A 23,794-nucleotide genomic window follows, 5' to 3' on the forward strand; every position below is an offset into this window, starting at 1 on the left:
AATTGTAGGTCGATTCTCAACTGCGCGAACCGTCGCCGGGTGAGATCGCCCAGCGACGATTCGTGCTCTTGCCGGTTCCTGCTGTAGTACGCGGCTACTTGTTAAGTGGCAGAGACGTCCGCAACGCGATAGAAATACTGTCGTGAGCGATCCACTGACGGCCCCGTGATTGCGTCGACCCCCCGTTCGCTGAGGCGGCGCAGAGCCGCCTTCGGAGAGACGTTCCAACGTTTGGCAATATCGACCAGTGAGACGTAGGTTGATCGGAACTTCACAACGTCATCTTTAGTGACTAGATCTATCGTTCGACCATTGACCCGATACACATCATGAGGCAATAGACCAGATCGGATCAGGTGATACGCAACCTCCTCCTTTATTGAAAGCACCTGTGCGACTACCTGGGCGCTCATCGTCGATGGCGGAAGACGCTTTGCATCGCAGATAACCGAGCGGACGTCGTCCTTGTGCACCAGATATGCTCCAATTCCGCGGACGCCTGAGGCCTTCCCGAAGGTTCGTACTGCACCGCTAAGCAGCGACTCAATGACGCTCACGAACACTGCATTGTCTCTACACATGTGCCGGAGTACATGCCTGAGCAGCAGGGTCTCCTCGGGCGAATGGTCCGCGCGGTCGCATGTTGGAAGGTCAAGCAGGCGGCGCACTTCGTGCACAGATATAGACCACTTGCTCCTATGATAATTCGGAGCTTCCCCGATCAAGCCGGCGCTCAGCAAGATGCGAATGCGGCGACGGCTTATGCCGAGTAGTTCACTAGCTGCGTGTAGATCGATGACATCGCGAAGAGCGGCCCTCGTCTGCGCAACACTATTCGCGTCCGCGACAGCAAAGCGTCGTCCCATAGGACTACGTAAAATACGAGCATTGAGTCCGCCAGTCGAAATCAACCGCCAGATCACGCCACGCGAGCACCCCAATTCTCGACGAATATCGGCTGCGGAAAGCACGGTGTGCCACTTTCGCTTGCTGAATGCGCGATGCCGTCCATCGATTGCCCCATACCAATGGCCATCAAGGTAAGCTTCGAACTCTCGCCTCATGAAGTCGAATTCATTGCCCGCGAGTGTCTTGTAGAGTAAGCGATAAAGGGCGGAGTATTTTCGACGAATGCTCGTTTCTGTCGTGGTCCTTTCGTCGTACTTGGCCATCATAGTCTGGAAGCTATATGGCCAGTGCAGCAAAAGTTGAGCGCATTGATCCACATAGTTTGCGGCCGTGCTCAAATTCTGAAGCCCGGGTGTCCGACCATGACGATGTGTAGGGCGAGCGGATATGTGCGGCGCCAACGCATGGAGCAGGCGCAAGAGTTGAGTCTGTGAAAGGCGTGCAAAAGGCGTGACAAGACGTCGCGACGCTCGTTGCTCGGAACTGACTAGCTGCCTCGAGCCGTTACCGCTGTACCACTGCATTAACGTCGTATGCGTTTCCGGTGCTCGCTCCATTGTCATCTCGGTAAACCTCCGACCACACGTGCACTGCATGTGGGATCCGCTCCTCCACGTCAGCACCTTGCCGCATGCATCGCACGACTCTCTTAGCATCGTGTTGTGTGTTGGGCATGCTACGAAAATGCTTAGCGACCATGCTGACCTCATGTAGTGGTCTTCGGCCAGGCATGCTGGGCACCAGCGCATACGGATTCTATTGAGCCACGACTCCTTCTCAGGCGAAGCGGTGTTGCCCTCCCGTTTAATCCATGAAGGCCACGGCTCCGGCAGGCAGTTCAGTTGTTTGGTCGAAATGAAGGTTAGATCGGTAAGATCTTCGATAGTGACGGGATTTTTTTGAAGGATGTCCTTGACGAAATCGAAGCTTCCTGGGTATCCATTGATACCCAGGAGCCGGCGCAGATACTCAGTGAGATTCTCGTCTTTGTGAGGTGGATCGCGGAGTAAGAGAGGTGTGCGGCTCATCTTGCCCCCCTCCTCGACTGACGGCTCGTCTTGGGTTTCACACCAATGCTCTCTGCCGCAAAGGGTTCTAGCCGTCTGTCTAAGCGACGAAGACAGAAGTCCTTGTTAAACGGATTGAGTTGGCCATAGCCAGCCTCCCAAATTTGTTCGACGAAGGCTTGTTCTAGGATGGCTTCTGAAACTGTTGTCGAATCGGAGCGGAATGCAAGCATCAGCGCGCGTTGAAATAGCGAGACCAGATACCCGATCCGACCATCGGTCGCGTAGTACAGTCGCTCGAGTGCCTCATACGACGATAGCTGGAGTGCACATTGAATTGGTAGCGCGTCGAATAGCGTCGACACAAGAGTCACAAATTCCTGAACCCGTGTCTCGTTGTCGAACGTCATCGGGTTCATGGGTAGAGCTGCCGAAAATCGACGTCGAAGCTGCCCGTTTGTAGCGACAAGTACCTCAGCACGACGAATGCCGACGAGAACGACGGGCTTCGCGATTCGATCCGCAAAGTACTTGATCCAATCGCCCACCTTGTAGATCGTCGGTGATTGCCCTCGATCGTGGACATGCTGCAATTCGTCAAGTATGACCATGTCGACCGAACATGCGTGAATCAGGCCGATCAACCGTTCGGTCTTCGACGAGTTGGTCCCTTTGGACGGAGCCGGGTCTCCAATTTTTGTCAGCAGGCACTCGGCAACCGAGCTGATAGTCGCAAGCGCCGGGATGGAAGCATAGAGAACAGGTACGACGTCTCGGTGGGGTTCAGAGTAGCGCTGATTTTCGCCCTCGATAACTTTGCATACCGTAGTTTTTCCACATCCAGTTTCACCGTACAGCGCCATACATTCGACGAGCCCAGTTTTTCGGTACAGGGACAGCGATTCCGATATGCTGCGATAGGCGGTCTCGAATTGTGGAAACATGAGGGTTTCACGGCGAAACCGATCCAAGGCATCCAACTGCTTCGCAGACAAGGCTGAGATTTCCTTCATTTTTCCACCCGTTAGATGATGTTTCGCTGGATTCGATTTAGCTTTGCAGAAGAATCCAGGGTGTTGACTGGGGAGGTCATCACACGGGATTTTTGAGGAGGCGGAGGGCTCGGCGTTGCGTTTCCGGACGGGTTTTCATTGCTCACTCCTAGCGCCTTAGCCGCCTTTCGGCGCTGCCGGAGATGCTTCGAGTTTGCGAGGCCAGATAGGGCCTCGGCAATCTCGATGCGCGCTTCCATTAGGCTTGTAGCGTGTTCGCCGTTTTCCTCGCTATCGCGACAGTACTTCCTGATCAATCTATGCTGTGCCAAGCGAAGTCCGTTGGCGTAGTCTGCTTGGACGGCCGGCACGCGAATTTTCTCTTGCCCGTCGGGCGCCCAAAGCCATATAGAGCCGAGGTCTTCCGGGTCGTACGCAACTCGAACACGTACGCCTATGCCGTAGGTCGAGATGATGGGTAATAGATCGTCGCTAGCGTAGTAAAGGCCGTTGAGCAACACGCCGTCATGGCGTAGGCTGCGCCTTTTGTAGATTCCAAGGTGCAAAGCGATTTCTTCGGCTGATGCGGGAAGTTTCTGAGATACACCGACGATTCCCTCTTCCCACTTTTTGCTCGGAGTAGTACCGATACCCTTGTGTACGGTTTGTGCGTAGACGTCAAGAAGCCACTTCTCAAACAGATGGGTGAATTCTGAAATTGTCAGGACGGCGCAGGTAAGCGGATCGTAGTCGCCGCGAGCTGAGAAATGTGCGAGGCTGGTACCCGGCAATCTATGGGCAAAGGAATAATTGCAAGTTTTTAGAAAGCGCTCTATCACACCTTTGAACTGCGGTTGTTTCTTTGGACAAAACAACAACTGCATTTGCAAATCGAAGCAGGCGGCGGCCAGTGAGTCGCTGTGAAATTCGAGGCCGTTGTCGCACACCAGCATTTCGAACCGACCGAAGCAAGGCCAAGGGTTCTGTACAGTCAGGTTTGGGACGACGGCTCTAGCTGGTTTCTTTGGAAGAAGTGCATGTCGGACGGCGCGCATGACCGCCAGCGTCGACGTGTCGTCAAAGCTAATGTAATAGCCTAACGGCATTCGGCTGAAGACGTCGATCAGCATTGTCAAGGTTGGTCGACCACATGGAAGCCATGTTCTTTCGTCTACGAGAAATACGTCGAATGGTGTATGGTCGACTTCCACCCGCTCAAGGACGCGGGACACCTGTACACCTCGTCGAACTATTCGATATCTTCGGTCAGCGGCAGATTTTCCTTCATTGAGTAAAGTGATGTCATACTCAGGTACTCTGTCGAACAATCGGTACAGAGTCCTCGTATTGGGAATCTGAAGATGCTCGTTTGCCGGGAGAAAGTGATTGGCTTGGGAAATCTTTTTCGACAGGCGATCCTCAACGTTCTTTATCGCAAGTTTGCAAGCGATGGCTGCTTCCTCAACAATGCTTTCCATGAAGAGGTCAATGACTTTCTGGTTCGTTCGGGGTTTGCGCGGGCCTTTGAGATCGTGTCTGGGTATTAGCCTGCGTGGATCGTTTGAAACTCCAATCGCTTCGCACCAACGATAAACGGTTGTGGGACTCGGAGGTTTTTTATCGTTGAGCGTCTGGGCTACTTTCAGTATGAATGGACGTAAAATTTTTGGTGTGTATGATGGACGGCCATTTGATAAAATGAGATCTACGTATGCTTTGCGCCGGAGTGCAGCTACTTGCACTGACTTTTTAAGCTCGCAAAACGGACGGCCATATCGGGATCGCAAAGCGTTTTCGTCAGATGGGACGTCTGCCTCTGTGAGGCGTAGGGGTATGGCCACCACTCGTCCCTCCGCGTAGGCCTCCAAAATCTCCTGCCTTGTCTTACGGACCAGAGCCAATGTCTCGCAATTCTCAAGTGTGATGCTTCCGTTATCGAGTGTGCGTTCGATGCGAAATCTCGCGCCATCGATCTTAAAAACCTGTCCCTTCGTCAATGAGAAACCATTCATGCTTGCTCTCCAGAGATATGTCGACGGGCGTGTCATGGCTGAGTGGACGGTCGAGGGGGCATGTCGCATGTCCACGCATAAGAAGATCGACGACGGCACTCGAACCGAGAAGTTCAATAAGGCATCCTAAGGTATGGCTTTCAGAACGAAGTATCGTTCTAAGGCTGCGGCGAATTGCATCGTAGTCGACTGCAGTGAGTGGCGCTTCGTATCGCAGGCGCCTGAGGTTTGTCAATCGTGGTTGCTCGCGGATGAGCTCATCCGTCAGAACTCGGAAGGGCAATCCGAGTTGATGCATGTGTTCTTCGATGTGGTCGAATTTGGCCCGGATCTCCGGGGCGGCCAGACGACGCGCAGGCTTGATCTCGACAAGGAATTGCCGGCCATCCTTCAGTTCTAGCTGATAGTCGGGTGTGTAAAGACGGCTCCGGTCTCCATCGGGAAAGGAGATGCGTATTGGCTGTTCCCGATAGGACGCGATTTGGGGCGACATTTCGAATAGGACACATGCATCAGCTTCCAGCAAGTGTTCGTATCCGACCATTCGGCTATTTTTGCGACTCGGGAAGAGTCCACGTGGAATTCCGCCAGACCGCGTCACGATTCTGCGGACTGGTTCGTGGCAGGCGGCCCATGGAAGCGGTATCGAATACCTCGTTTTCACTGCTACTCCTTTTCAGGCGTGAGCTACCCCCTCGACAACCAACTGTTGTCGAGAATTGCGCCAAAGATGGGCGAGCGCTATCCACGATTCGACAAAGGTTGCTCGAATCGCATGGGGTGGCGGATCGACAGGAAAAAGAAGGGCTTGACTCTGAGGGCGGAACGGAAGAGACTCGGCGGTGACTAAGCGACGGATCTCTATAGGTCCCGACCAAAGAGCGCTGCAGGCCCTTCCGGTCTGTGGCGCTTTTTCTTTACATGGTCCCTCCTTCGATCACGTCGACATTGTGTGGAGCGTCAGATTTTCGGTTTCGCACCAATGCCGCGTGAACGCTTGCGATAACCTCTACGTCTTCTGGACTCAATTGCGGCAGGTCCTCCGCGATGGCCATGAACACGGCGTGCTTGCGGGGTGACAGCTCTTCCGGCAGGCGGAAAAATCGCTGGGACCTGCGCGCCACGTTGAATAACTGGCGAATTCGATCGCTGTCGAGCTCCAAAGCTCGACCTAACATATCCAAGAACGGCGAGCCGTCTGGCGTCCGCCGTCCAGTCTCTACTGCACTGATATAGGTGTCGTCTACGCCCATGCGCGTCGCGAGCGCTGCCTGAGTCAGGCCAAGCTCGACGCGACGATCTCGAACGAAGTTTCCAAGGGCGGTCATCGGGTCGACTACATTTAGAAGACGGGAAGGTAATCAAGGATAACGAGCCCTTCGTTCGCCGGCAATCGATAGGCATTGGCATGGGCCGTTGAAGAGGAAGCGGACAAAACGCGATGTTTGTCTTTTTCGAGAACAATTAAATATTTAATTTTGCTACAGAAGTGAATGTGTCCGTCAATATTCTGACGATAGCGCTTGTTTTTGTTAATTGTGATTTGCGCCAGGCTATACCCCCTTCTGGGGAATTCATGGACGCAATTCGGTACCTTTCGCACGCGAATGTGTGGCCGAAGCGAGATGATATTTTTCTATCGCTTTCCGTCCGCATTAGACATGCCAAGCGTGCTTCGTGCATTGCATCATCGTTCGGTGATGGATGATGTCTGCGTCGAGTTGGCAAATTAATCGAACGGCAAACGCGGCGGCCCGAGACGCCACGAAGATCTACGGACAACTCACGCATTCCGGCGAACTCATTGGGGCAGGGATATCGGCCTTAGCCGAAAAGCATCATTTTTTGTGCGGCGATATCAGGCAGGTAATGCCTCGTATCTTCCAAATATCGCCATCCTGGTATATGTGCGCTCGTGAGCGCTTTGAACACTTACGCGTGATTCCCGAAACGCTGATGAAGCAGGTCATGGACGGTGACGAAGTCCTAGAGTCGCTCGACCCGATCGAATAAATCGAAAGCCAAAGTAATCGTCCTGGACGAGGAGCAGGAGCCCTATTTTCTACGATTTCCTCAACGCGAACGACGCGGGTTCACGCGCAACTTGGAAAAGGAAACGTACGTGTTTGTCAACGGTGCCCGCGTGCCCGAGGGGATGTACGGATGTCGCGGTGTGCGGCGCTGGGCATTCGTTCTGGTCTTGCAGTTATCGTCTATGGAAAGCGTCCGCGCGCGCATCTGCACATGGAAGTCGGTCCTCCCCCTCGATCGACTGGTTGCTCAAGGGGCTTTCCTTGCAGGCTTTCCGTCGACCGACAGGAGCTTGCCCTTCTGTTGACGGGTCTCATTGAGGCGATCTGCGCTCTGCCGCGGCACTGCCCGAAACATCGACCAGGGGTGCTTCCGGTTCGGATGGCGCTGCTTCGCAGCCCGGGAAAAAATTAGCTGAGAGCGGCGGAGAAGATGCTGAACTACCGAAGTATACGATGAGATACCGATATAATTCAACGATTCTAGGACCAGTCCGCTCGGCCTCCGCCCGGTGGCTTCGGGGACTGCCATCCACTCCGAGCACAGGGCAAAAGTTGCACACATGGCCAACAATAACGACGTCTCCTACACAGACACCCTTTGGAAATCAGCAGATGCTTTGAGGGGCCAGATCGACGCTGCAGAGTACAAGCACGTCGTACTTGGTTTGTTGTTCCTGAAGTACATCTCGGACTCCTTTGAAGCACGGCGCGAGGAACTCAAAGCCGAGCTTGCTGCCGAGGGCATCACGGGAGCGCAACAGGAAGCGCTGCTCGAAAACCGTGACGAATATACGGCTGAGCGCGTATTTTGGGTGCCGCCGGAGGCCCGTTGGGCAACCCTTCAGGGGCAGGCGACCCGCTCCGATATCGCTACGCTCATTGACGAAGCGATCCTTGTTGTTGAGCGGGACAATGCGAACCTCAAGGGTAAGCTTCCGCGAGACTACGCCCGCCGTGGTATCGAGCCAGTCAAACTCAAGGGATTGATCGACTTGATCGCAGACATCGGCTTTAAGGGCGATCGCGCCAAAGCGCGAGATACCCTCGGACGTGTCTATGAATATTTTCTGGGTAAGTTTGCCCAAGCTGAAGGCAAGCTTGGTGGCGAATTCTTTACGCCGCGCAGCGTAGTCCGTGTTCTGGTGGAGATGATTGAACCTTACGAGGGGCGAGTCTACGACCCTTGCTGCGGTTCAGGCGGCATGTTCGTTCAGTCGGAAAGCTTTGTCGAGGCACACGGCGGGAGCAAAACCGATATCTCGATCTTTGGTCAAGAGTCCAACCCGACCACTTGGCGGCTAGCACACATGAATCTTGCTATCCGATCCATCGAAGCCAACCTTGGGCCGCAGCCGGCCGATACGTTCCTGCGTGATTTACATCCGGACCTGAAAGCGGATTACATCCTTGCCAATCCGCCGTTCAACGTTTCTGACTGGTCTGGTCAACTGCTGCAAGACGACGTTCGTTGGCGCTATGGTACGCCACCCGCAGGCAATGCCAACTATGCATGGATTCAGCACTTTATCCACCACATTGCGCCTCCCAACGGACACGGCGGTGGTGCTGCTGGATTCGTCATGGCCAACGGTTCCCTGTCGAGCAACAGCGGTGGTGAGGGAGAGATTCGCCAGCGTATCGTTGAAGCCGACTTGGTTGATTGCATCGTTGCGCTACCGACGCAATTGTTCTTTACCACTGGTATCCCCGTCTGTCTCTGGTTTCTAACCCGAGACAAGACAGGCCGTAACCTCAAGCAAGGTGGTCGCGAACGGAAGGGTGAGACGTTGTTCATCGACGCCCGGAAGTTGGGCCGCATGCAGACACGAACTCTGCGCGTGCTTAGCGGAAGCGAGGAGGGAGAAACTATGCTGTCCGGTGGAATGGGTGACCCGAAGCACGATACCGACATTGGCCGCATCGTATACGCGTTCCGCCAATGGCGCGAGGAGCCGAGGCCAGATTGGTGGGACGAAGAGGAACATGGCGCTTGGTCTTATCGCGACATCCCAGGATTCTGCAAGGCTGCCAACATTGACGAGATTGGCAAGCATGATTTCATCCTCACCCCAGGCCGATATGTCGGTGCGGAGGCGCAAGACGATGACGACGAGTCGTTTGAGGAAAAGTACACGCGGCTCCTGGCTGAATTGGATCGATGCTTTGTGGAAGCGGAGCGATTAACAGGGGTCGTTCGCGCGAGGCTCTCAGGCGTGCCTACTGGGACGGTCAACCAGTGAGCGACGCTATGCAATTCTTGCCACTCGAGCAATGCATGTCAGCGATTATTGATTATCGCGGCAAGACACCACGCAAGACCGCGTCAGGTATTCCCCTTATAACGGCGAAGATCGTTAAGGGTGGTCGAATCGAGAAGCCAAATGAATTCATCGATCCGCTTGAGTACGACGCTTGGATGCGCAGAGGGATTCCAAAGGCTGGTGATGTGGTGGTTACCACCGAAGCCCCGCTTGGTGAAATTGCGCAACTGTCTGATGACCGGGTTGCCCTTGCGCAGCGGCTGATTTTGCTGCGTGGCAAGCCGGATATTCTCGACAATACGTACCTCAAATATTTAATGATGTCCGCCGACGTTCAGTCACAGCTTCATGGTCGAGCGTCGGGAACAACTGTCGTTGGCATAAAGCAGAGTGAGCTTCGTAAGATCGTACTGTCGCTGCCTCCGATTCATGAGCAACGTACGGTCGCCGGCGTACTAGCCGCACTCGATGAGAAGATTGAGCAGAATCGAAAGACCGCGCGGGTGCTGGAAGAATTGGCACGGGCGACGTTTCGTGCGTGGTTCGTGGAGTTCCAGCCGATCAAAACGAAGGCCACCGGTCAGGCATCGTTTCCATCGATGCCACAACGCGTCTTTGACGGTCTGAATCCCCGCTTTGTGGACTCTGAAATCGGCCTCATTCCAGAAGGATGGGAAGTGAAGCCGATTGGCGATGCTGTTTCGATTAAAGGTGGCGGGACGCCCAGCACGAAGAACCCGGAGTACTGGGAAGCGGGCACCCATTGTTGGGCGACACCGAAGGATATGTCGCGCCTTACCTGCCCTGTATTGCTCGACACCGAACGGCGCATAACGGACGCTGGTATTAACTGCATCAGCTCAGGTCTGCTTCCGTCGGGCACGGTTCTGATGTCTTCTCGGGCACCGGTGGGCTACTTGGCGATAGCAGGGATTCCTACTGCGATAAACCAAGGTTTCATCGCAATGATCTGCGATGGACCGTTGCCTCCAACCTACGTGCTGCAATGGACGCATGCATCGATGGATGTAATTCAAGCGCGGGCGAGTGGTACGACCTTTCCCGAGATTAGCAAGTCAAACTTCCGATCTCTACCAGTTGTTGTCCCGCCCCCTGAGGTAGTCGCCGCGTTTCGAGAGTTGGCGGACCCCATTTTTGAGCTGCTTACGGCTACAGTCAAAGAGGAAGAATCGTTGGCGTCAATTCGAGATTGCTTGCTCCCGCGTCTTCTCAGCAGAAATGTACGTACGGAGACCGTCAATGGCTGAAACGCCCATCGCGCAAGTGCGCTTTCAGATGGTTGGCGCTCGCGCAGCTCTTGCGGATGGTCCAGTGGCGGAGGCGATTGAGCAACAGATAAATGCGATCGAGAACACGCTGGATAGCCTGCCTGACTTCGCGTTTGATCTCTCAAAGACGCTGGTTGAATCAGTGTGCAAGACAGTTCTCGCAGACATCGGCCAGCCAGCAGATCCCAACTGGGATGCACCGAAATTGCTGCGCGAAACAACCAATCGGCTATCCCTTCTTCCTCGCAATCATCCGGATCCGCAAAGAGCAAGAGAGTCGGTTGAGAAGACCATCCGTGGTCTGTTGCAGACTATTCAAGGGCTATGTGAACTCCGGAATAACTACGGGATGGCGTCGCATGGACGGGACAGTTTTACAGCGCGCCTTGACTTGCGACAGGCCATGCTGGCAGCTCAGGCTGCCGATACCATCGTCTCATTTTTATACCGCATTCACCGTGATGCATTGATCCAAACGCCTGGTGCCCGTGTCTACTACGAGGATCATGCGGACTTCAATGAAGCATTCGATCGCGATTATGAGGTCATAAGGTTTGGTGAACTGGAGCTGCTGCCAAGTCGTGTGCTTTTCCACGGTGACAGGGAGGCATATAAGGCAGCGTTGAATGAGTTTATTGCCGAACGTGATGGGATGAACGGCGGAGATAACGCGAATGCAAACGAGGCGTTGGAATGATGATGAGCTCACCAACTGAAAGACTCGTTGAAGATGTCACCATGGCTTACTTTAGTGCGCTTGGTTTTACAACCAAGAGCGGCGCTGACATCGACAAGGCTGGGGAGCGAGGCGCACCGTCACAATGCATTCTTCAAGGGCGGTTGAGTGCAGCGGTCCACCGGCTTAATCCGACGCTGCCAAGCGAAGCGTGCGAACAAGTTGCCCGCACGCTGTCTCGCCACCCGCATCCGACGCTGATACAGAACAATCGTTGGTTTCACACCCTTCTGACCGAAGGAGTAGAGGTCGAGTACCGAGACAGCACAAGCGGCGAGACTCGGGGAAGGCGCGCACGCCTGGTTGATTTTGAGAATCCTAACCAGAATGATTTGGTGGCGGTGCGCCAACTCACAGTTGTGGCGCCCTCCGGGAAAACGATCCGTCCCGATGTAACCGTGTTCCTCAATGGCGTCCCAATCGCGGTGATTGAGCTCAAAGACCCTACTGACCCAAGTGCGGATTTGAACACTGCAATCGCTCAGTTGGGGCGTTATATGCAAAGCGCCCCTGACATGTTTGTGCCGAATCTGCTGATAGTGGCCTCGGATGGGTTGTTGACTCGAGTGGGTTCTATTACCAGTGGTCCAAGTCGCTTCATGCCTTGGCGTCCAGCGCAAGGCGGTCGACCCACCTTGGAGGCCTTGATTCGTGGGTTGTTTGACCCATTGCAGTTGTTGTACTACCTGCAGGCCTGCGTTACTTTCGAAGAGGACGAACGCGGAGGGCTCACCAAGAAGATAGCCGGGTATCACCAATTTAGGGCTGTGAGCAAAGCAAGTCAAAGCGTGCTCGCGAAGCTTAAGCACCCCCTCGGCACAGGTGATGGCCGTGGTGGCGTGGTCTGGCATACGCAAGGCTCGGGTAAATCGCTGACCATGTTGATGCTGGCCGGTTCACTGATTCGCGAGCCAGTAATGGCGAATCCGACCATTGTGGTGGTCACAGACCGGAACGATTTGGATGACCAGCTCTTCAGTACGTTCGCGGCAGGCCGAGCATTGCTACGACAGACGCCGGTTCAGGCGGAGAGTCGTGGTCATCTGAAAACGCTGCTTGACCGCGCTTCCGGCGGGGTGATTTTTACTACGGTCCAGAAATTTACTGAGGCGCACGATGCGATCTCGGATCGAGCGAACGTGGTAGTCGTTGCCGACGAGGCACACCGAAGCCAATATGGTTTTGTTGAGGGGGGCGCACGCTGGATGCGTGAAGCCCTTCCAAATGCAACGTTTGTTGGCTTTACGGGTACCCCGCTAGAGCGCGGTGACAAGAATACTATTCACGTCTTCGGCGAATACGCCGATGTCTATGACATCCGTCAGGCAGTGGAGGATGGCGCAACGAAGCCGCTGTACTACGAGTCGCGCATTATCAAACTGACAGTGGACGACGCGGGAGCAGCACTCGCTGAAGCGGAGTTGGAGCAAGCTGCCAAAGCGGATGGTGCGGGCGAAGATGTCGCCGATCAAATTCGCATCTCGCTGGAAGCACTGGTGGGGGCGCCCGAGCGACTTGAACGCATGGCAGCATTCGTCGTCGAACACTGGGAAAAGCGCCGTGCCGCGATGGAAGGTAAAGCGATGATCGTGACTATGAGTCGTGACATCGCCGCGCGTTTGTACGAGGCAATAAAGGTTCTGAGGCCGGAGTGGCATGATTCGGACGACGAGCGTGGTGCTATGAAGGTCGTCGTGTCCGGCGAGAATGGTGAGCCGCAGCCGCTCGGTAGTCATATCCGAAGCAAGGTCGCTCGCAAGCGGTTGGCGGATCGGTTCAAAAATCCGGATGACGAGTTTCGGCTGGTGATCGTTTGCGACATGTGGTTGACTGGGTTTGACTGTCCCCCTGCGCACACGATGTACCTCGATAAACCGTTGGCCGGCCACAACTTGATGCAGGCCATTGCCCGCGTTAATCGTGTGTATGGTGATAAGCCCGGTGGTCTGATCGTCGACATGCTTGGCCTTGCGGATCAGCTGGCCGATGCGTTGGCTCTGTACACTCAAGCCGGTGGTACCGGAGAGGCGGTTCAGCAAGTACAGGACGAGGCTGTACCTGCTATGTTGGCCGCATTCGAGAAGTTGCGCGATTTTTTCCACGGTTGCGATTACAGTACCGCGCTCAATGTCGACCCGCACGCTGCGCTGCAAGTGTACGTCGCCGCGGCGGATCACGTTTTCGCGCAATCGGATGGCTGGCAGCGTTTGCGTGTCTTGGTGAAGGAGTTATCGAAAGCATTCGCGTTGGCTGTGCCGCGCTACGAAACGGAAGCGGTGGCACAGCATCTGGCATTTTTCCAGCATGTTGCAGCGATCATCCGGAAGCGGTTGGCAGATGAATCGAGCGGCTCGGGAGGATCGCATCGGCGTGATGTCGAAATGGCGGTCCGACAGGTCATCGGGGCCGCAGTCGACGCCGACCAGGTCATTGATTTATTCGCGGCAGCAGGTCTCGACGCAGCACGTTTGGACATTTTGAGCGACGAATTTCTGCAGCGTGTCGCGGCGCTAGAGCAAAAGAATCTCGCGTTGGAGACCCTGCGCAAGCTGCTGACCGATCAGATTCGTGTTACGGAGCGAACCAACATCGTCCAAAGCAAGAAATTTCGCGAAGCGCTCGAAGACGCCATGTTGCGCTATACCAACAAAGCAATTACGACGGTCGAAATGATCTCGCGTCTCTTGGATTTAGCAAGATTTATGCGCGAAGCATTGCACCATGGTGAAGAGCTTGGTATGACCTCGGAAGAGGCTGCTTTTTATGACGCTTTGGCGGAGAATGGGTCGGCCAAAGAGGTTATGAAGAGCGACACACTTAGGCTAATGGCTCGAGAACTAACCGAGATGGTAAAGAAGATGCCGAAGCTAGATTGGACGCAACGCGAATCGGTGCGGGCTGGGCTCAGGAGAAGCGTGCGGCGGTTGCTTGCCAAGTATGGATACCCGCCGGATCTTTCGGAAGACGCGACGCAACTCGTAATACGCCAAGCAGAGTCGTCAGCAGCTGAGGCGGATGAAGAAAGCTAATTGGCTGGAGCAATGCGAAAGTCGGTAGTTTGATCCGCTTCTACGAGAAAGGGTTACAAGCTAATGCTTGTAACCCTTTGCATTTATTGACGGATGGAACGAACTCAAGCTTGCACACAATGGCATCAAAATGCCGACTGACGCGCCATATAAGCTCAAGCTCGAACTTGCTCGGGCGCCATTAGAAATGGTTGCTTGCAGCGCTTTGTATCCGCTCTAGAGAATTTTCATTTATGCAGTCATCAATTTCCAGCATTTGTGGCGCATTTTTCACTTAATGTGTCGCTCGACATACAGACTGCGTTAGACATCAATATTGCCGGCCCGCAGAGCATTGCTCTCGATAAACGCCCGCCGCGGCTCCACATCATCCCCCATGAGGGTAGTAAAGATCCCATCCGCAGCAATCGCATCTTCGATCTGCACGCGCAGCAGGCGCCGCACAGCCGGATCCATCGTTGTTTCCCACAGCTGCTCGGGGTTCATCTCTCCCAGCCCCTTATACCGCTGTTTCGAGACGTTCCGCTCCGCATCAGCAAGCAGCCACTTCATCGCGCTCTTGAAGTCGTTCACAGCCATGCTGCGCTCACCACGCTTGATGACCGCACCTTCGCCGATGAGCCCCTTGAACGTATTCGCGGTGGTCACGAGCTGCTGATAATCCGCCGTGTGCTGGAATTCCTGGTCGATGACCGAAACCCGTACATTGCCGTGATGCGTACGCTCGACATGCAGCGACCGCTGTTCGCGAACCGGGTCATACGAAGGCACCACGCGCACTTCGTTCTTCAAAGCCTCGTCATGCAACGCAGCGTGCAGCGCCTTAGCCGAAGCGTCGGTCGAAGCCTCGTTGGAGAGGTCGATCACTACGCCGTCCATGATGGCTTCGAGCGCCGCCGGGTCGTACAACCGGCTCAATCGCTCGATTACGCTCTTCGATAGCAGATACGACCGCGCCAGCTCACCAAGCGCATCGCCGGAAATCGCCGCAGCATTCTCACCTGGCACCAGCTCAGAGCCTTGCAGCGCCAACCGCAGCATGTGCGCGTTGAGCTCTGTATCATCCTTCAGATACCGCTCATCCTTCCCCGCCTTGATCTTGTAAAGCGGCGGCTGCGCGATATACACGTACCCGCGCTCGATCATGTCCGGCATCTGGCGATAGAGGAACGTGAGCAGTAGCGTCCGGATGTGCGCACCGTCGACGTCCGCGTCGGTCATGATGATGATGCGGTGATAGCGCAGCTTGTCGAGGTTGTAGTCTTCCTTGCCGATCCCGCACCCAAGCGCGGTCACGAGCGTGACGATCTGTTCCGACGACAGCAGCTTGTCGTAGCGGGCCTTCTCGACGTTCAGCACCTTGCCGCGCAGCGGCAGGATTGCCTGGAACTTCCGGTCACGCCCTTGCTTGGCCGAGCCACCTGCCGAGTCACCCTCGACGATGTAGATTTCGCACTTCGCCGGGTCTTTCTCCTGGCAGTCCGCGAGCTTGCCAGGCAAGCCGACGCCGTCGAGCACGCCCTTGCGGCGCGTCATCTCACGCGCCTTCCGCGCAGCATCACGCGCACGCGCAGCCTCAACGATCTTCCCGCAAATGATCTTCGCGTCGATCGGCGTTTCGAGCAGGAACTCTTCCAGCGCCTTCGCGACGACTTCTTCAACCGGCGCGCGCACTTCGGACGACACCAGCTTGTCCTTCGTCTGCGAGCTGAACTTCGGCTCCGGCACCTTCACGGAAAGCACGCACGACAGCCCTTCGCGCATGTCGTCGCCGGTCGTTTCGACCTTCGCCTTCTTCGCGATTTCGTTATCGGTGATGTACTTGTTGATGACACGCGTCATCGCGGCGCGCAGGCCGGTCAGGTGCGTGCCGCCGTCGCGCTGCGGAATGTTGTTGGTGAAGCACAGCACGTTCTCGTTGTAGCTGTCGTTCCACTGCATCGCGACTTCCACACCCACGCCATCCTTCTCGCCGTTGGCGAAGAAAACGGTCGGGTGCAGGTTGGTCTTCGTCTTGTTGATGTACTCGACGAAGCCCTTCACACCGCCGGCGAACGCGAAATCGTCTTCCTTGCCCGAGCGCAGATCGGTGAGGCGAATCCGCACGCCGTTGTTCAGGAACGAAAGCTCGCGCATCCGCTTCGCGAGGATGTCGTAGTGATACTCGACCGTGCCGAAAATCGTCGGATCGGCCATGAAGTGCACTTCGGTGCCGCGGTTCTCGGTGTCACCCGTCACCAGCATCGGCGACACTTCCACGCCGTCCACCATCTCAAGCACGCGATCCTGCGCGACGCCACGATGGAACTCCATGAACCGCTTCTTGCCGTCACGGCGCACGGTGAGGCGCAGCCAGCTCGACAGCGCGTTCACGCACGACACGCCCACGCCGTGCAGACCACCGGAAACCTTGTAGCTGTTCTGGTCGAACTTGCCGCCCGCATGCAGCTCCGTCATCACGATTTCAGCAGCACTACGCTTCGGCTCGTGCTTGTCGTTCATCTTCACGTCGGTCGGAATCCCGCGGCCGTTGTCGGTCACGGAAATCGAGTTGTCGGCGTGAATCGTCACGTGGATGTCGTTGCAGTACCCGGCCAGCGCTTCGTCGATCGAGTTGTCGAGCACCTCGAACACGAGGTGGTGCAGACCGGTGCCGTCCGACGTGTCGCCGATGTACATCCCGGGGCGCTTGCGCACCGCTTCCAGACCTTCGAGGATCTGGATCGACGAGGCGCCGTAGCTGCTGTTATCGGGTTGCGAATTGTGCTGTTCACTCATGGATATCTTCCGGTTCTGCGAGGCCACTCTCGTGGCGGCGCGGTGCGTTTCAGCGAGGGAAATCGCCGGCCGCTCCAGTTTCCTGGCCTGCCCGAAGCGCCGAAAAGGCGCCAAAGGGACGGGTTGTCAGTTCGCCATAAAAACGCCAAAGGGGCTTGCCGCCCCCTGGTGTGTGTTGTGATGTCGAGCGCGTCAGATGCGCATCGGCATCACGACATACTTGAACTCGTCGTTCTCGGGCACGGTGATCAGCGCGCTCGAGCTGGCGTCGCCGAGGCTCACCTGCACGGTGTCGACCTTCAGGTTCGCGAGCACGTCGAGCAGATACGTGACGTTGAAGCCGATGTCGACGGTATCGCCCTGGTACGCGATTTCGAGTTCTTCCTGCGCCTCTTCCTGATCGGCGTTGGTCGACATGATCTTCAGCTGGCCCGGCGCGATGATGCAGCGCACGCCCTTGAACTTGTCCGAGGTCAGGATTGCCGCACGCTGCAGCGAACGCTGCAGCTCTTCACGGCCGATCTCGAACGTGTTCTTGTGCGCCTTCGGGATCACGCGCTGGAAGTCGGGGAACTTGCCCTCGACGAGTTTCGACACGAGCTCGACCTGGCCGAACGTGAACTTGGCCTGGGTCTGCGCGATGTCGATGGTGACGGTGTCGTCGATGTCCTCGAGCAGGCGCTGCAGCTCGAGAATCGTCTTGCGCGGCACGATGACTTCCTGGCGGCCGAACGTGCCGCCTTCGAGCTTCATCGACGAGAACGCGAGGCGGTGGCCGTCGGTGGCCACGGCCATCAGCTGGTCGCCGTCGACGACGAGCAGCATGCCGTTCAGGTAGTAGCGGATGTCCTGCTGCGCCATCGCGAAGTGCACCATGCCGAGCAACTGGCGGAACGACTTCTGCGGGACGGTCAGGGTCGCGCCGAAATCCTTGGCCTGCGCGACGGTCGGGAACTCGTCGGCCGCGAGCGTCTGCAGTGCGAAGCGGCTCTTGCCCGATTGAACGGTGAGGCGCTTGTCGGCGAGCGACAGCGTAACCTGGCCGTCAGGCATCGCGCGCAGGATGTCGAGCAGCTTGCGGGCCGCGACGGTGGTGGCCACCTGGTCGCCGCCGACGCCGAAATCGGCGCGCGTGGTGATCTGCAGCTCCAGGTCGGTCGACAGGAATGAAACGTCCGGGCCGTTCTTGGTGATCAGCAGGTTGGCGAGGATCGGCAACGTATGGCGGCGTTCGACGATGCCGCTGACCGTTTGCAGCGGCCTGAGGAGTGTGTCTCGTTCGGTCTTGACCAGTTGCATAGAGTTCCTTCGTTGAGTAACGGCCTGCAGCGCAGCAGCCTCGCAGCGCCCCGCCGGCCGGGCTCTTGGCCCGCCGCACCGGGGCGGTCAAACCTGTATTGTGCCTTAAAACCGAACCGCCCCCCTTAAATTGGGGCGGAGGCCGAATTATCAAGCGCGCCTCGCGCGCTCAGCCCTTGAGCGTCTGTTCCAGCACGTGCAGCTCGTGGTTGAGCTGCGCGTCCTTGCTGCGCTCGTCGGCGATCTTGCGCACGGCGTGCAGCACGGTGGTGTGATCGCGCCCGCCGAACAGTTCGCCGATCTCGGGCAGGCTCTTCTGCGTGAGTTCCTTCGCCAGGTACATCGCAATCTGCCGCGGCCGCGCGATGTTCGCGGGGCGCTTCTTCGAATACATGTCGGCGACCTTGATGTTGTAGAAGTCGGCGACGGTCTTCTGGATGTTCTCGACCGAAATCTGCCGGTTCTGCACGGTCAGCAGATCCTTCAGCGCTTCCTTGGTCAGCTCGATCGAGATCTCGCGGCCGTGGAACTTCGAATACGCGAGGATCTTGCGCAGCGCGCCTTCGAGCTCGCGCACGTTCGAGCGCAGGTGCTTCGCGACGAAGAACGCGACGTCCTCCGACAGGTTCACGCCTTCCGACTGCGCCTTGCGCATCAGGATCGCGACGCGCATTTCCAGCTCGGGCGGCTCGATCGCGACGGTGAGGCCGGAGTCGAAGCGCGAGATCAGGCGATCGTCGATGCCCGAGATTTCCTTCGGATACGTGTCGCTGGTGATGATCACCTGCGCCTTGTTCGCGACGAGTGCCTCGAACGCGTAGAAGAATTCCTCTTGCGTGCGCGACTTGCCCGAGAAGAACTGGATATCGTCGATCAGCAGCAGGTCGAGCGAGTGGTAGTAGCGCTTGAAGTCGTCGAACGCCTTGCGCTGGTACGCCTTCACCACGTCGGACACGTATTGCTCGGCGTGGATATAGCGGATCCGCGCGCCGGCCTTGTCGAGCAGCAACTGGTTGCCGATCGCGTGAATCAGGTGGGTCTTGCCGAGGCCGACGCCGCCGTACAGGAACAGCGGGTTGTACGAGATGCCGGGGTTGTCCGCGACCTGGATCGCGGCGGCGCGTGCAAGCTGGTTCGCTTTACCGGTCACGAAGTTGTCGAACGTGAGCACGGGGTTCAGCTTCGAGCGTTCGTACATCGAATCGGCTTCGCCGCCGTTCGCGGGCGCGGCACCGGGGCCCGGGCGCCAGGTGCGGCGGCCGGCGGCCGCTTCGTGCGCGGGCAGGCTCGGCAGGTCGATGTCGGCGTCGTCGGCGTTCAGGTGGTGCGCGGCGGCCGCCGACGGCGTCATGGGCACGTCAGCCGGCGCGGCGGGCGCAGCCGAAGCATTCGCGGTCAGGTTGGCGGCGATCGCAGCCACCGTCGCGGCCGGGCCGGTCGGGACCAGCGGCGCGCGCGGGGCGGCCGATGCTGCCCCGGCGGCGGCGCTGCGCATGCCGGCCTTCGGATCGAGGACAAACTGGACTTCGATCGGCGTGTTCCAGAATTCCCGGGCCAGATCCGAGATCCGACCCGAAAACTGGCTCTTGACCCAGTCCAGCTTGAAGCGGTTCGGCGCGGCGATGGACAGCGTGTTCGCCGACGCATCGAAGGCCACCGGGGCCAAGGGTTTGATCCACGTCACGTACTGTTGGGGCGTCAGCTCGCGCTCCAGCAGTGCGGAACAGTGTTGCCAGAATTCGTTCATCAAGTAACTGTCGTTTTTTGCGTGCACAGTGCGGCTCGCCGGCGCCCTTGTCGCGGTTGCGCAACAAGGCCCGAAGCGGTCGTGCGAGCGTGCCTCGGACGCCTGCGTCACAGTCGTGCAAAGGCAGGCGAGCGCCGAAGCGGCGTGCGGGATTCTTGGAGATAAGGCGAGATTCTAACGCCAAACGCGGCCACAGCGGGACTTATCCACAGGCTGTGATTGTGGGTCGCGGGGCCGGATCGGAGTGGGCCGGCACAGGCGATCGACTCCTAAAGTATTGACCGTCAACGGAAAAACGGTTTAAATAGCGGGTTCCGCGAAAACCAATCCTGTATTCCCGGCGATTGCGTTCGCCCGAATGCCTCCGGTTAAGGGCACGCGGTCCCCTGAATTTCGACATTCTCGAACAAGTGAGAACATCATGAAACGTACTTACCAACCGTCCGTGACGCGCCGCAAGCGCACCCATGGCTTCCGTGTCCGCATGAAGACGGCAGGTGGCCGCAAGGTCATCAACGCTCGCCGCGCGAAGGGCCGCAAGCGCCTCGCCATCTAAGGCAGGTTGCGCGCTGTGTCCGCCGTCCGCAGTCCTGCGGAAGGTACCGTCGAGCCGGGTGCGAATCCGTCGCAGACGAAAGCCGCCTTCCCGAAAGCTGCGCGACTTCTGAAAACGGATGAATTTTCATCCGTTTTTCGTTTGCGCCCCTGGCGGCGCTCCGCGCACTTCGTGATCTACGGCAAGCCGACCGGCCAGCCTGCCCGCCTGGGGCTCGTCGTCGGCAAGAAGTATGCGCCGCGTGCAGTAACCCGTAATCTCGTGAAGCGGCTGGCGCGCGACGCGTTTCGCTTGCGCCGGGCCGAATTCGCCGGTTACGACTTGCTGCTGCGGCAGCACACGCGCTTCGACAAGAAAGCGCTGCCGAGCGCGGCTTCCGCCCCGCTCGCGGCGATGTGTGCGGCCGAAATCCGCGAACTGCTCGACAGGGCGGTCCGGGAGATCGCCCGCCGGGCGTCGAAGCCCGCGTCCGAGTGACGCATCCGTGCCCGGTGCGGCGTTCGCGCCCGCCCGGCCGGTTTTGACGCGGCGTCGAACGGCGCCGCCCAAGGTATGGAAACGGTATTGATCGCCTTGCTGCGCTTCTACAAGGTTGCCGTGAGCCCTATGCTCGGCAACCGTTGCCGTTTTTATCCTTCCTGTTCGGATTACGCGCGCGAGGCAATCCAGTATCATGGCGCCGCGCGCGGCACGTATCTCGCCGTCAGGCGCGTGTGCCGATGCCATCCGTTTTCCGCGGGCGGCATCGACCTCGTCCCGCCGCCCAACTCCGACACTCGCGCTCGCGGCGAAGCCGACGCGCGGTCCCATCGACTCTGAGACAACGCATGGATATCAAACGCACCGTCCTATGGGTGATCTTCTTCATGTCAGCTGTCATGCTGTACGACAACTGGCAGCGGTCCCATGGACGCCCGTCGATGTTCTTCCCGAGCGCAACGCAGACGGCCCCCGCGGCTGCCGGCGGTGCATCGGGCACGGGCGCGACGACGACGACCGCAGGTGAAGTGCCTGCCGCCGCAGCGGGCGCCGCACCGTCGACGACGGCACCGGCCGCACAGGCGCAGCTCGTGAAGTTCTCGACCGACGTGTATGACGGCGAAATCGACACGCGCGGCGGCACGCTCGCGAAGCTGACGCTGAAGAAGCAGGGCGACGGCAAGCAGCCCGACCTGTACATCACGCTGTTCGACCACACGGCCGGCCACACGTACCTCGCACGCTCGGGCTTGCTCGGCGGCGACTTCCCGAACCACAACGACGTCTACACGCAGGTCAATGCGGGCCCGACGTCGCTGACGGGCGACCAGAACACGCTGAAGCTGTCGTTCGAGTCGCCGGTGAAGGGCGGCGTGAAGGTCGTGAAGACCTACACGTTCACGCGCGGCAGCTACGTGATCGGCGTCGACACCAAGATCGACAACGTCGGCACGGCACCGGTCACGCCGACGGTCTACATGGAACTGGTGCGCGACAACACGGCCGTCGAAACGCCGATGTTCTCGCATACGTTCCTTGGGCCGGCGGTCTATACGGACGCGAAGCACTTCCAGAAGATCAACTTCAGCGATCTCGACAAGAACAAGGCCGACTACGTGACCTCCGCCGACAACGGCTGGGTCGCGATGGTGCAGCACTACTTCGCGTCGGCCTGGATTCCGCAGCAGGGCGCGAAGCGCGACATCTACGCTGAAAAGATCGATCCGACGCTGTATCGCGTCGGCGTGAAGCAGCCGGTCGCCGCGATCGCGCCGGGCCAGTCGGCCGACGTGCAGGCGCGCCTGTTCGCCGGTCCGGAAGAGGAGCGCATGCTCGAAGGCATCGCGCCGGGCCTGGAGCTCGTGAAGGACTACGGCTGGGTGACGATCATCGCGAAGCCGCTGTTCTGGCTGCTCGAGAAGATCCATGGGCTCGTCGGCAACTGGGGCTGGGCGATCGTGCTGCTCACGGTGCTGATCAAGGCCGTGTTCTTCCCGCTGTCGGCCGCGAGCTACAAGTCGATGGCGCGCATGAAGGAAATCACGCCGCGCATGCAGGCGCTGCGCGAACGCTTCAAGAGCGATCCGCAGAAGATGAACGCCGCGCTGATGGAGCTGTACAAGACCGAGAAGGTCAATCCGTTCGGCGGCTGCCTGCCGGTCGTGATCCAGATCCCGGTGTTCATCTCGCTGTACTGGGTGCTGCTCGCGTCGGTCGAAATGCGCGGCGCGCCGTGGATTCTGTGGATTCACGACCTGTCGCAGCGCGACCCGTTCTTCATCCTGCCGGTGCTGATGGCCGTGTCGATGTTCGTGCAGACGAGCCTGAACCCGACCCCGCCGGACCCGGTCCAGGCGAAGATGATGAAGTTCATGCCGATCGCATTCTCGGTGATGTTCTTCTTCTTTCCGGCTGGCCTGGTGCTGTACTACGTCGTGAACAACGTGCTGTCGATCGCACAGCAGTACTACATCACGCGCAAGCTCGGCGGCGTCAAGAAGAAGCCGGCCTGACGCTCGTGACACACGCGGGCGGTGAGCCGCTCGCGATGCACGTAAAAAAGCCGCATGGTGCGATCCATGCGGCTTTTTCATTTCCGGCGGGTGGCGCGGCGGCGCGTGCGTATGTTGGCCGCCGCCGTTCAGGCCTTCTTTGCTTCGATTTTCGCGTCACCGCCGTAGAACTGCTCGATCAGTTCCTGGACGAGGTAACGCTGATGCGGCGGCAGCGCCTCGATCTTCGACGCGAGTTCGATCGTCTCGGGCGTCGGCGGATAGCGTTCGTCACGCGGCAACGGTTGCGGCGTCGTGTGCTCGATCACGCTCGGCGACGGGCCGTAGTGCAGCCAGTGCAGTTCGACGCGCAACCACTCGGCGAGCGTGTCGAGTTTGTCCGGCGTCGGAATCGTGCGGCCCGTCAGCCATTTGTGGGCGGTTTGCGGCGAAACCGGCTGCGCACCACGGTGACGCAGATTGAATCGGTTCGCGAGCTCCGTCGCACCGGTGACCTTCTCCGGGCTGCGCCGCAAGGCGAATTTCAGGCGTTCCGAGAACGCTGCTTTTTCTTCGGGTGTCGGCATGGAGTGATTGTGCAATTTCACCGACGCGTCTCAGACAACCATATAAGCTAAACATAGCCTATTCGGATGAATCTCAACCTGTCGCGGA

18 protein-coding genes and 1 pseudogene are annotated in these 23,794 nt (G+C 58.0%); 9 read left to right on the forward strand and 10 right to left on the reverse strand.

The features are described from left to right. Positions 1–101: 101 nt before the first annotated feature. The 6 genes and pseudogenes from DIE15_RS37695 to DIE15_RS15415 all read right to left on the reverse strand — a co-directional run bounded on the left by DIE15_RS37695 (position 102) and on the right by DIE15_RS15415 (position 6,248). Positions 102–1,172: a hypothetical protein gene (locus DIE15_RS37695; protein WP_260428267.1), complete on the reverse strand. Its 1,071-nt coding sequence runs from the start codon at positions 1,170–1,172 to the stop codon at positions 102–104. 399 nt (positions 1,173–1,571) lie between these two features. Next, a pseudogene (locus DIE15_RS38145) lies at positions 1,572–1,937 on the reverse strand (TniQ family protein); the annotation flags it as partial. Further along, on the reverse strand, positions 1,934–2,929 hold the full coding sequence (locus DIE15_RS15400) for a TniB family NTP-binding protein (protein WP_124833718.1): 996 nt from the start codon (positions 2,927–2,929) through the stop codon (positions 1,934–1,936). The pseudogene DIE15_RS38145 and the gene DIE15_RS15400, both read right to left, overlap by 4 nt. Before the next feature lie 11 nt (positions 2,930–2,940). Next, positions 2,941–4,920, reverse strand: coding sequence for a Mu transposase C-terminal domain-containing protein (locus DIE15_RS15405; RefSeq protein WP_185734473.1), 1,980 nt, complete (start codon positions 4,918–4,920; stop codon positions 2,941–2,943). Continuing rightward, on the reverse strand, positions 4,883–5,446 hold the full coding sequence (locus tag DIE15_RS15410) for a TnsA endonuclease N-terminal domain-containing protein (protein ID WP_185734474.1): 564 nt from the start codon (positions 5,444–5,446) through the stop codon (positions 4,883–4,885). The genes DIE15_RS15405 and DIE15_RS15410 overlap by 38 nt, the downstream gene beginning before the upstream one ends. Before the next feature lie 391 nt (positions 5,447–5,837). Then, complete coding sequence (locus DIE15_RS15415) at positions 5,838–6,248, reverse strand: helix-turn-helix domain-containing protein (RefSeq protein ID WP_124833721.1); 411 nt, start codon at positions 6,246–6,248, stop codon at positions 5,838–5,840. A gap of 376 nt (positions 6,249–6,624) precedes the next feature. Between DIE15_RS15415 and DIE15_RS15420 the strand changes: the two genes are divergently transcribed. The 5 genes from DIE15_RS15420 (at position 6,625) to DIE15_RS15440 (ending at position 14,268) form a co-directional block, all read left to right on the forward strand. Next, a complete protein-coding gene (locus DIE15_RS15420) occupies positions 6,625–6,933 on the forward strand; it encodes a hypothetical protein (protein ID WP_124833722.1) in 309 nt (102 codons plus the stop codon). 580 nt (positions 6,934–7,513) lie between these two features. Next, a complete protein-coding gene (locus tag DIE15_RS15425) occupies positions 7,514–9,193 on the forward strand; it encodes a class I SAM-dependent DNA methyltransferase (RefSeq protein WP_124833723.1) in 1,680 nt (559 codons plus the stop codon). A 35-nt stretch (positions 9,194–9,228) separates the two neighbouring features. Beyond that, positions 9,229–10,482 carry a restriction endonuclease subunit S gene (locus DIE15_RS15430; protein ID WP_221624175.1) on the forward strand — a complete coding sequence of 418 codons (1,254 nt, stop codon included), beginning with the start codon at positions 9,229–9,231 and terminating at the stop codon, positions 10,480–10,482. Then, the gene (locus DIE15_RS15435; protein WP_185734476.1) at positions 10,475–11,200 is read left to right on the forward strand and encodes an abortive infection family protein; all 726 of its coding nucleotides are present in this window, start codon (positions 10,475–10,477) and stop codon (positions 11,198–11,200) included. The genes DIE15_RS15430 and DIE15_RS15435 overlap by 8 nt, the downstream gene beginning before the upstream one ends. After that, positions 11,197–14,268: a type I restriction endonuclease subunit R gene (locus DIE15_RS15440; protein WP_260428268.1), complete on the forward strand. Its 3,072-nt coding sequence runs from the start codon at positions 11,197–11,199 to the stop codon at positions 14,266–14,268. Before DIE15_RS15435 ends, DIE15_RS15440 begins: the two co-directional genes overlap by 4 nt. 303 nt (positions 14,269–14,571) lie before the next feature. On the opposite strand, the gene gyrB is transcribed toward DIE15_RS15440, so the two are convergent. From gyrB to dnaA, 3 genes are all read right to left on the reverse strand, one after another. Next, positions 14,572–17,046: a DNA topoisomerase (ATP-hydrolyzing) subunit B gene (gene gyrB / locus DIE15_RS15445; protein ID WP_057924829.1), complete on the reverse strand. Its 2,475-nt coding sequence runs from the start codon at positions 17,044–17,046 to the stop codon at positions 14,572–14,574. 192 nt (positions 17,047–17,238) lie between these two features. Continuing rightward, on the reverse strand, positions 17,239–18,345 hold the full coding sequence (gene dnaN / locus DIE15_RS15450; protein ID WP_006756934.1) for a DNA polymerase III subunit beta: 1,107 nt from the start codon (positions 18,343–18,345) through the stop codon (positions 17,239–17,241). Positions 18,346–18,514: 169 nt separating this feature from the next. Continuing rightward, positions 18,515–20,092, reverse strand: a complete 1,578-nt coding sequence (dnaA, locus tag DIE15_RS15455) for a chromosomal replication initiator protein DnaA (RefSeq protein ID WP_221624176.1) — start codon at positions 20,090–20,092, stop codon at positions 18,515–18,517. 421 nt (positions 20,093–20,513) lie between these two features. Here dnaA and rpmH point away from each other — a divergent pair, with 421 nt between their 5' ends. The 4 genes from rpmH (at position 20,514) to yidC (ending at position 23,140) form a co-directional block, all read left to right on the forward strand. After that, complete coding sequence (rpmH, locus tag DIE15_RS15460) at positions 20,514–20,648, forward strand: 50S ribosomal protein L34 (protein ID WP_004198824.1); 135 nt, start codon at positions 20,514–20,516, stop codon at positions 20,646–20,648. A gap of 15 nt (positions 20,649–20,663) precedes the next feature. Continuing rightward, the gene (rnpA, locus tag DIE15_RS15465) at positions 20,664–21,125 is read left to right on the forward strand and encodes a ribonuclease P protein component (protein WP_006756936.1); all 462 of its coding nucleotides are present in this window, start codon (positions 20,664–20,666) and stop codon (positions 21,123–21,125) included. A gap of 75 nt (positions 21,126–21,200) precedes the next feature. Further along, complete coding sequence (gene yidD, locus DIE15_RS15470) at positions 21,201–21,467, forward strand: membrane protein insertion efficiency factor YidD (protein ID WP_006750110.1); 267 nt, start codon at positions 21,201–21,203, stop codon at positions 21,465–21,467. Positions 21,468–21,475: 8 nt separating this feature from the next. After that, positions 21,476–23,140, forward strand: a complete 1,665-nt coding sequence (yidC, locus tag DIE15_RS15475; protein ID WP_057924671.1) for a membrane protein insertase YidC — start codon at positions 21,476–21,478, stop codon at positions 23,138–23,140. Between the two features lie 128 nt (positions 23,141–23,268). Here the strand turns inward: yidC and DIE15_RS15480 are convergent, their stop codons facing one another. Next, complete coding sequence (locus DIE15_RS15480) at positions 23,269–23,706, reverse strand: helix-turn-helix transcriptional regulator (RefSeq protein ID WP_057924670.1); 438 nt, start codon at positions 23,704–23,706, stop codon at positions 23,269–23,271. Positions 23,707–23,794 lie beyond the last annotated feature (88 nt).

It is taken from the genome of Burkholderia sp. Bp9031, from assembly GCF_003857965.1.
GTDB classification, from domain to species: Bacteria; Pseudomonadota; Gammaproteobacteria; order Burkholderiales; family Burkholderiaceae; genus Burkholderia; species Burkholderia ambifaria_A.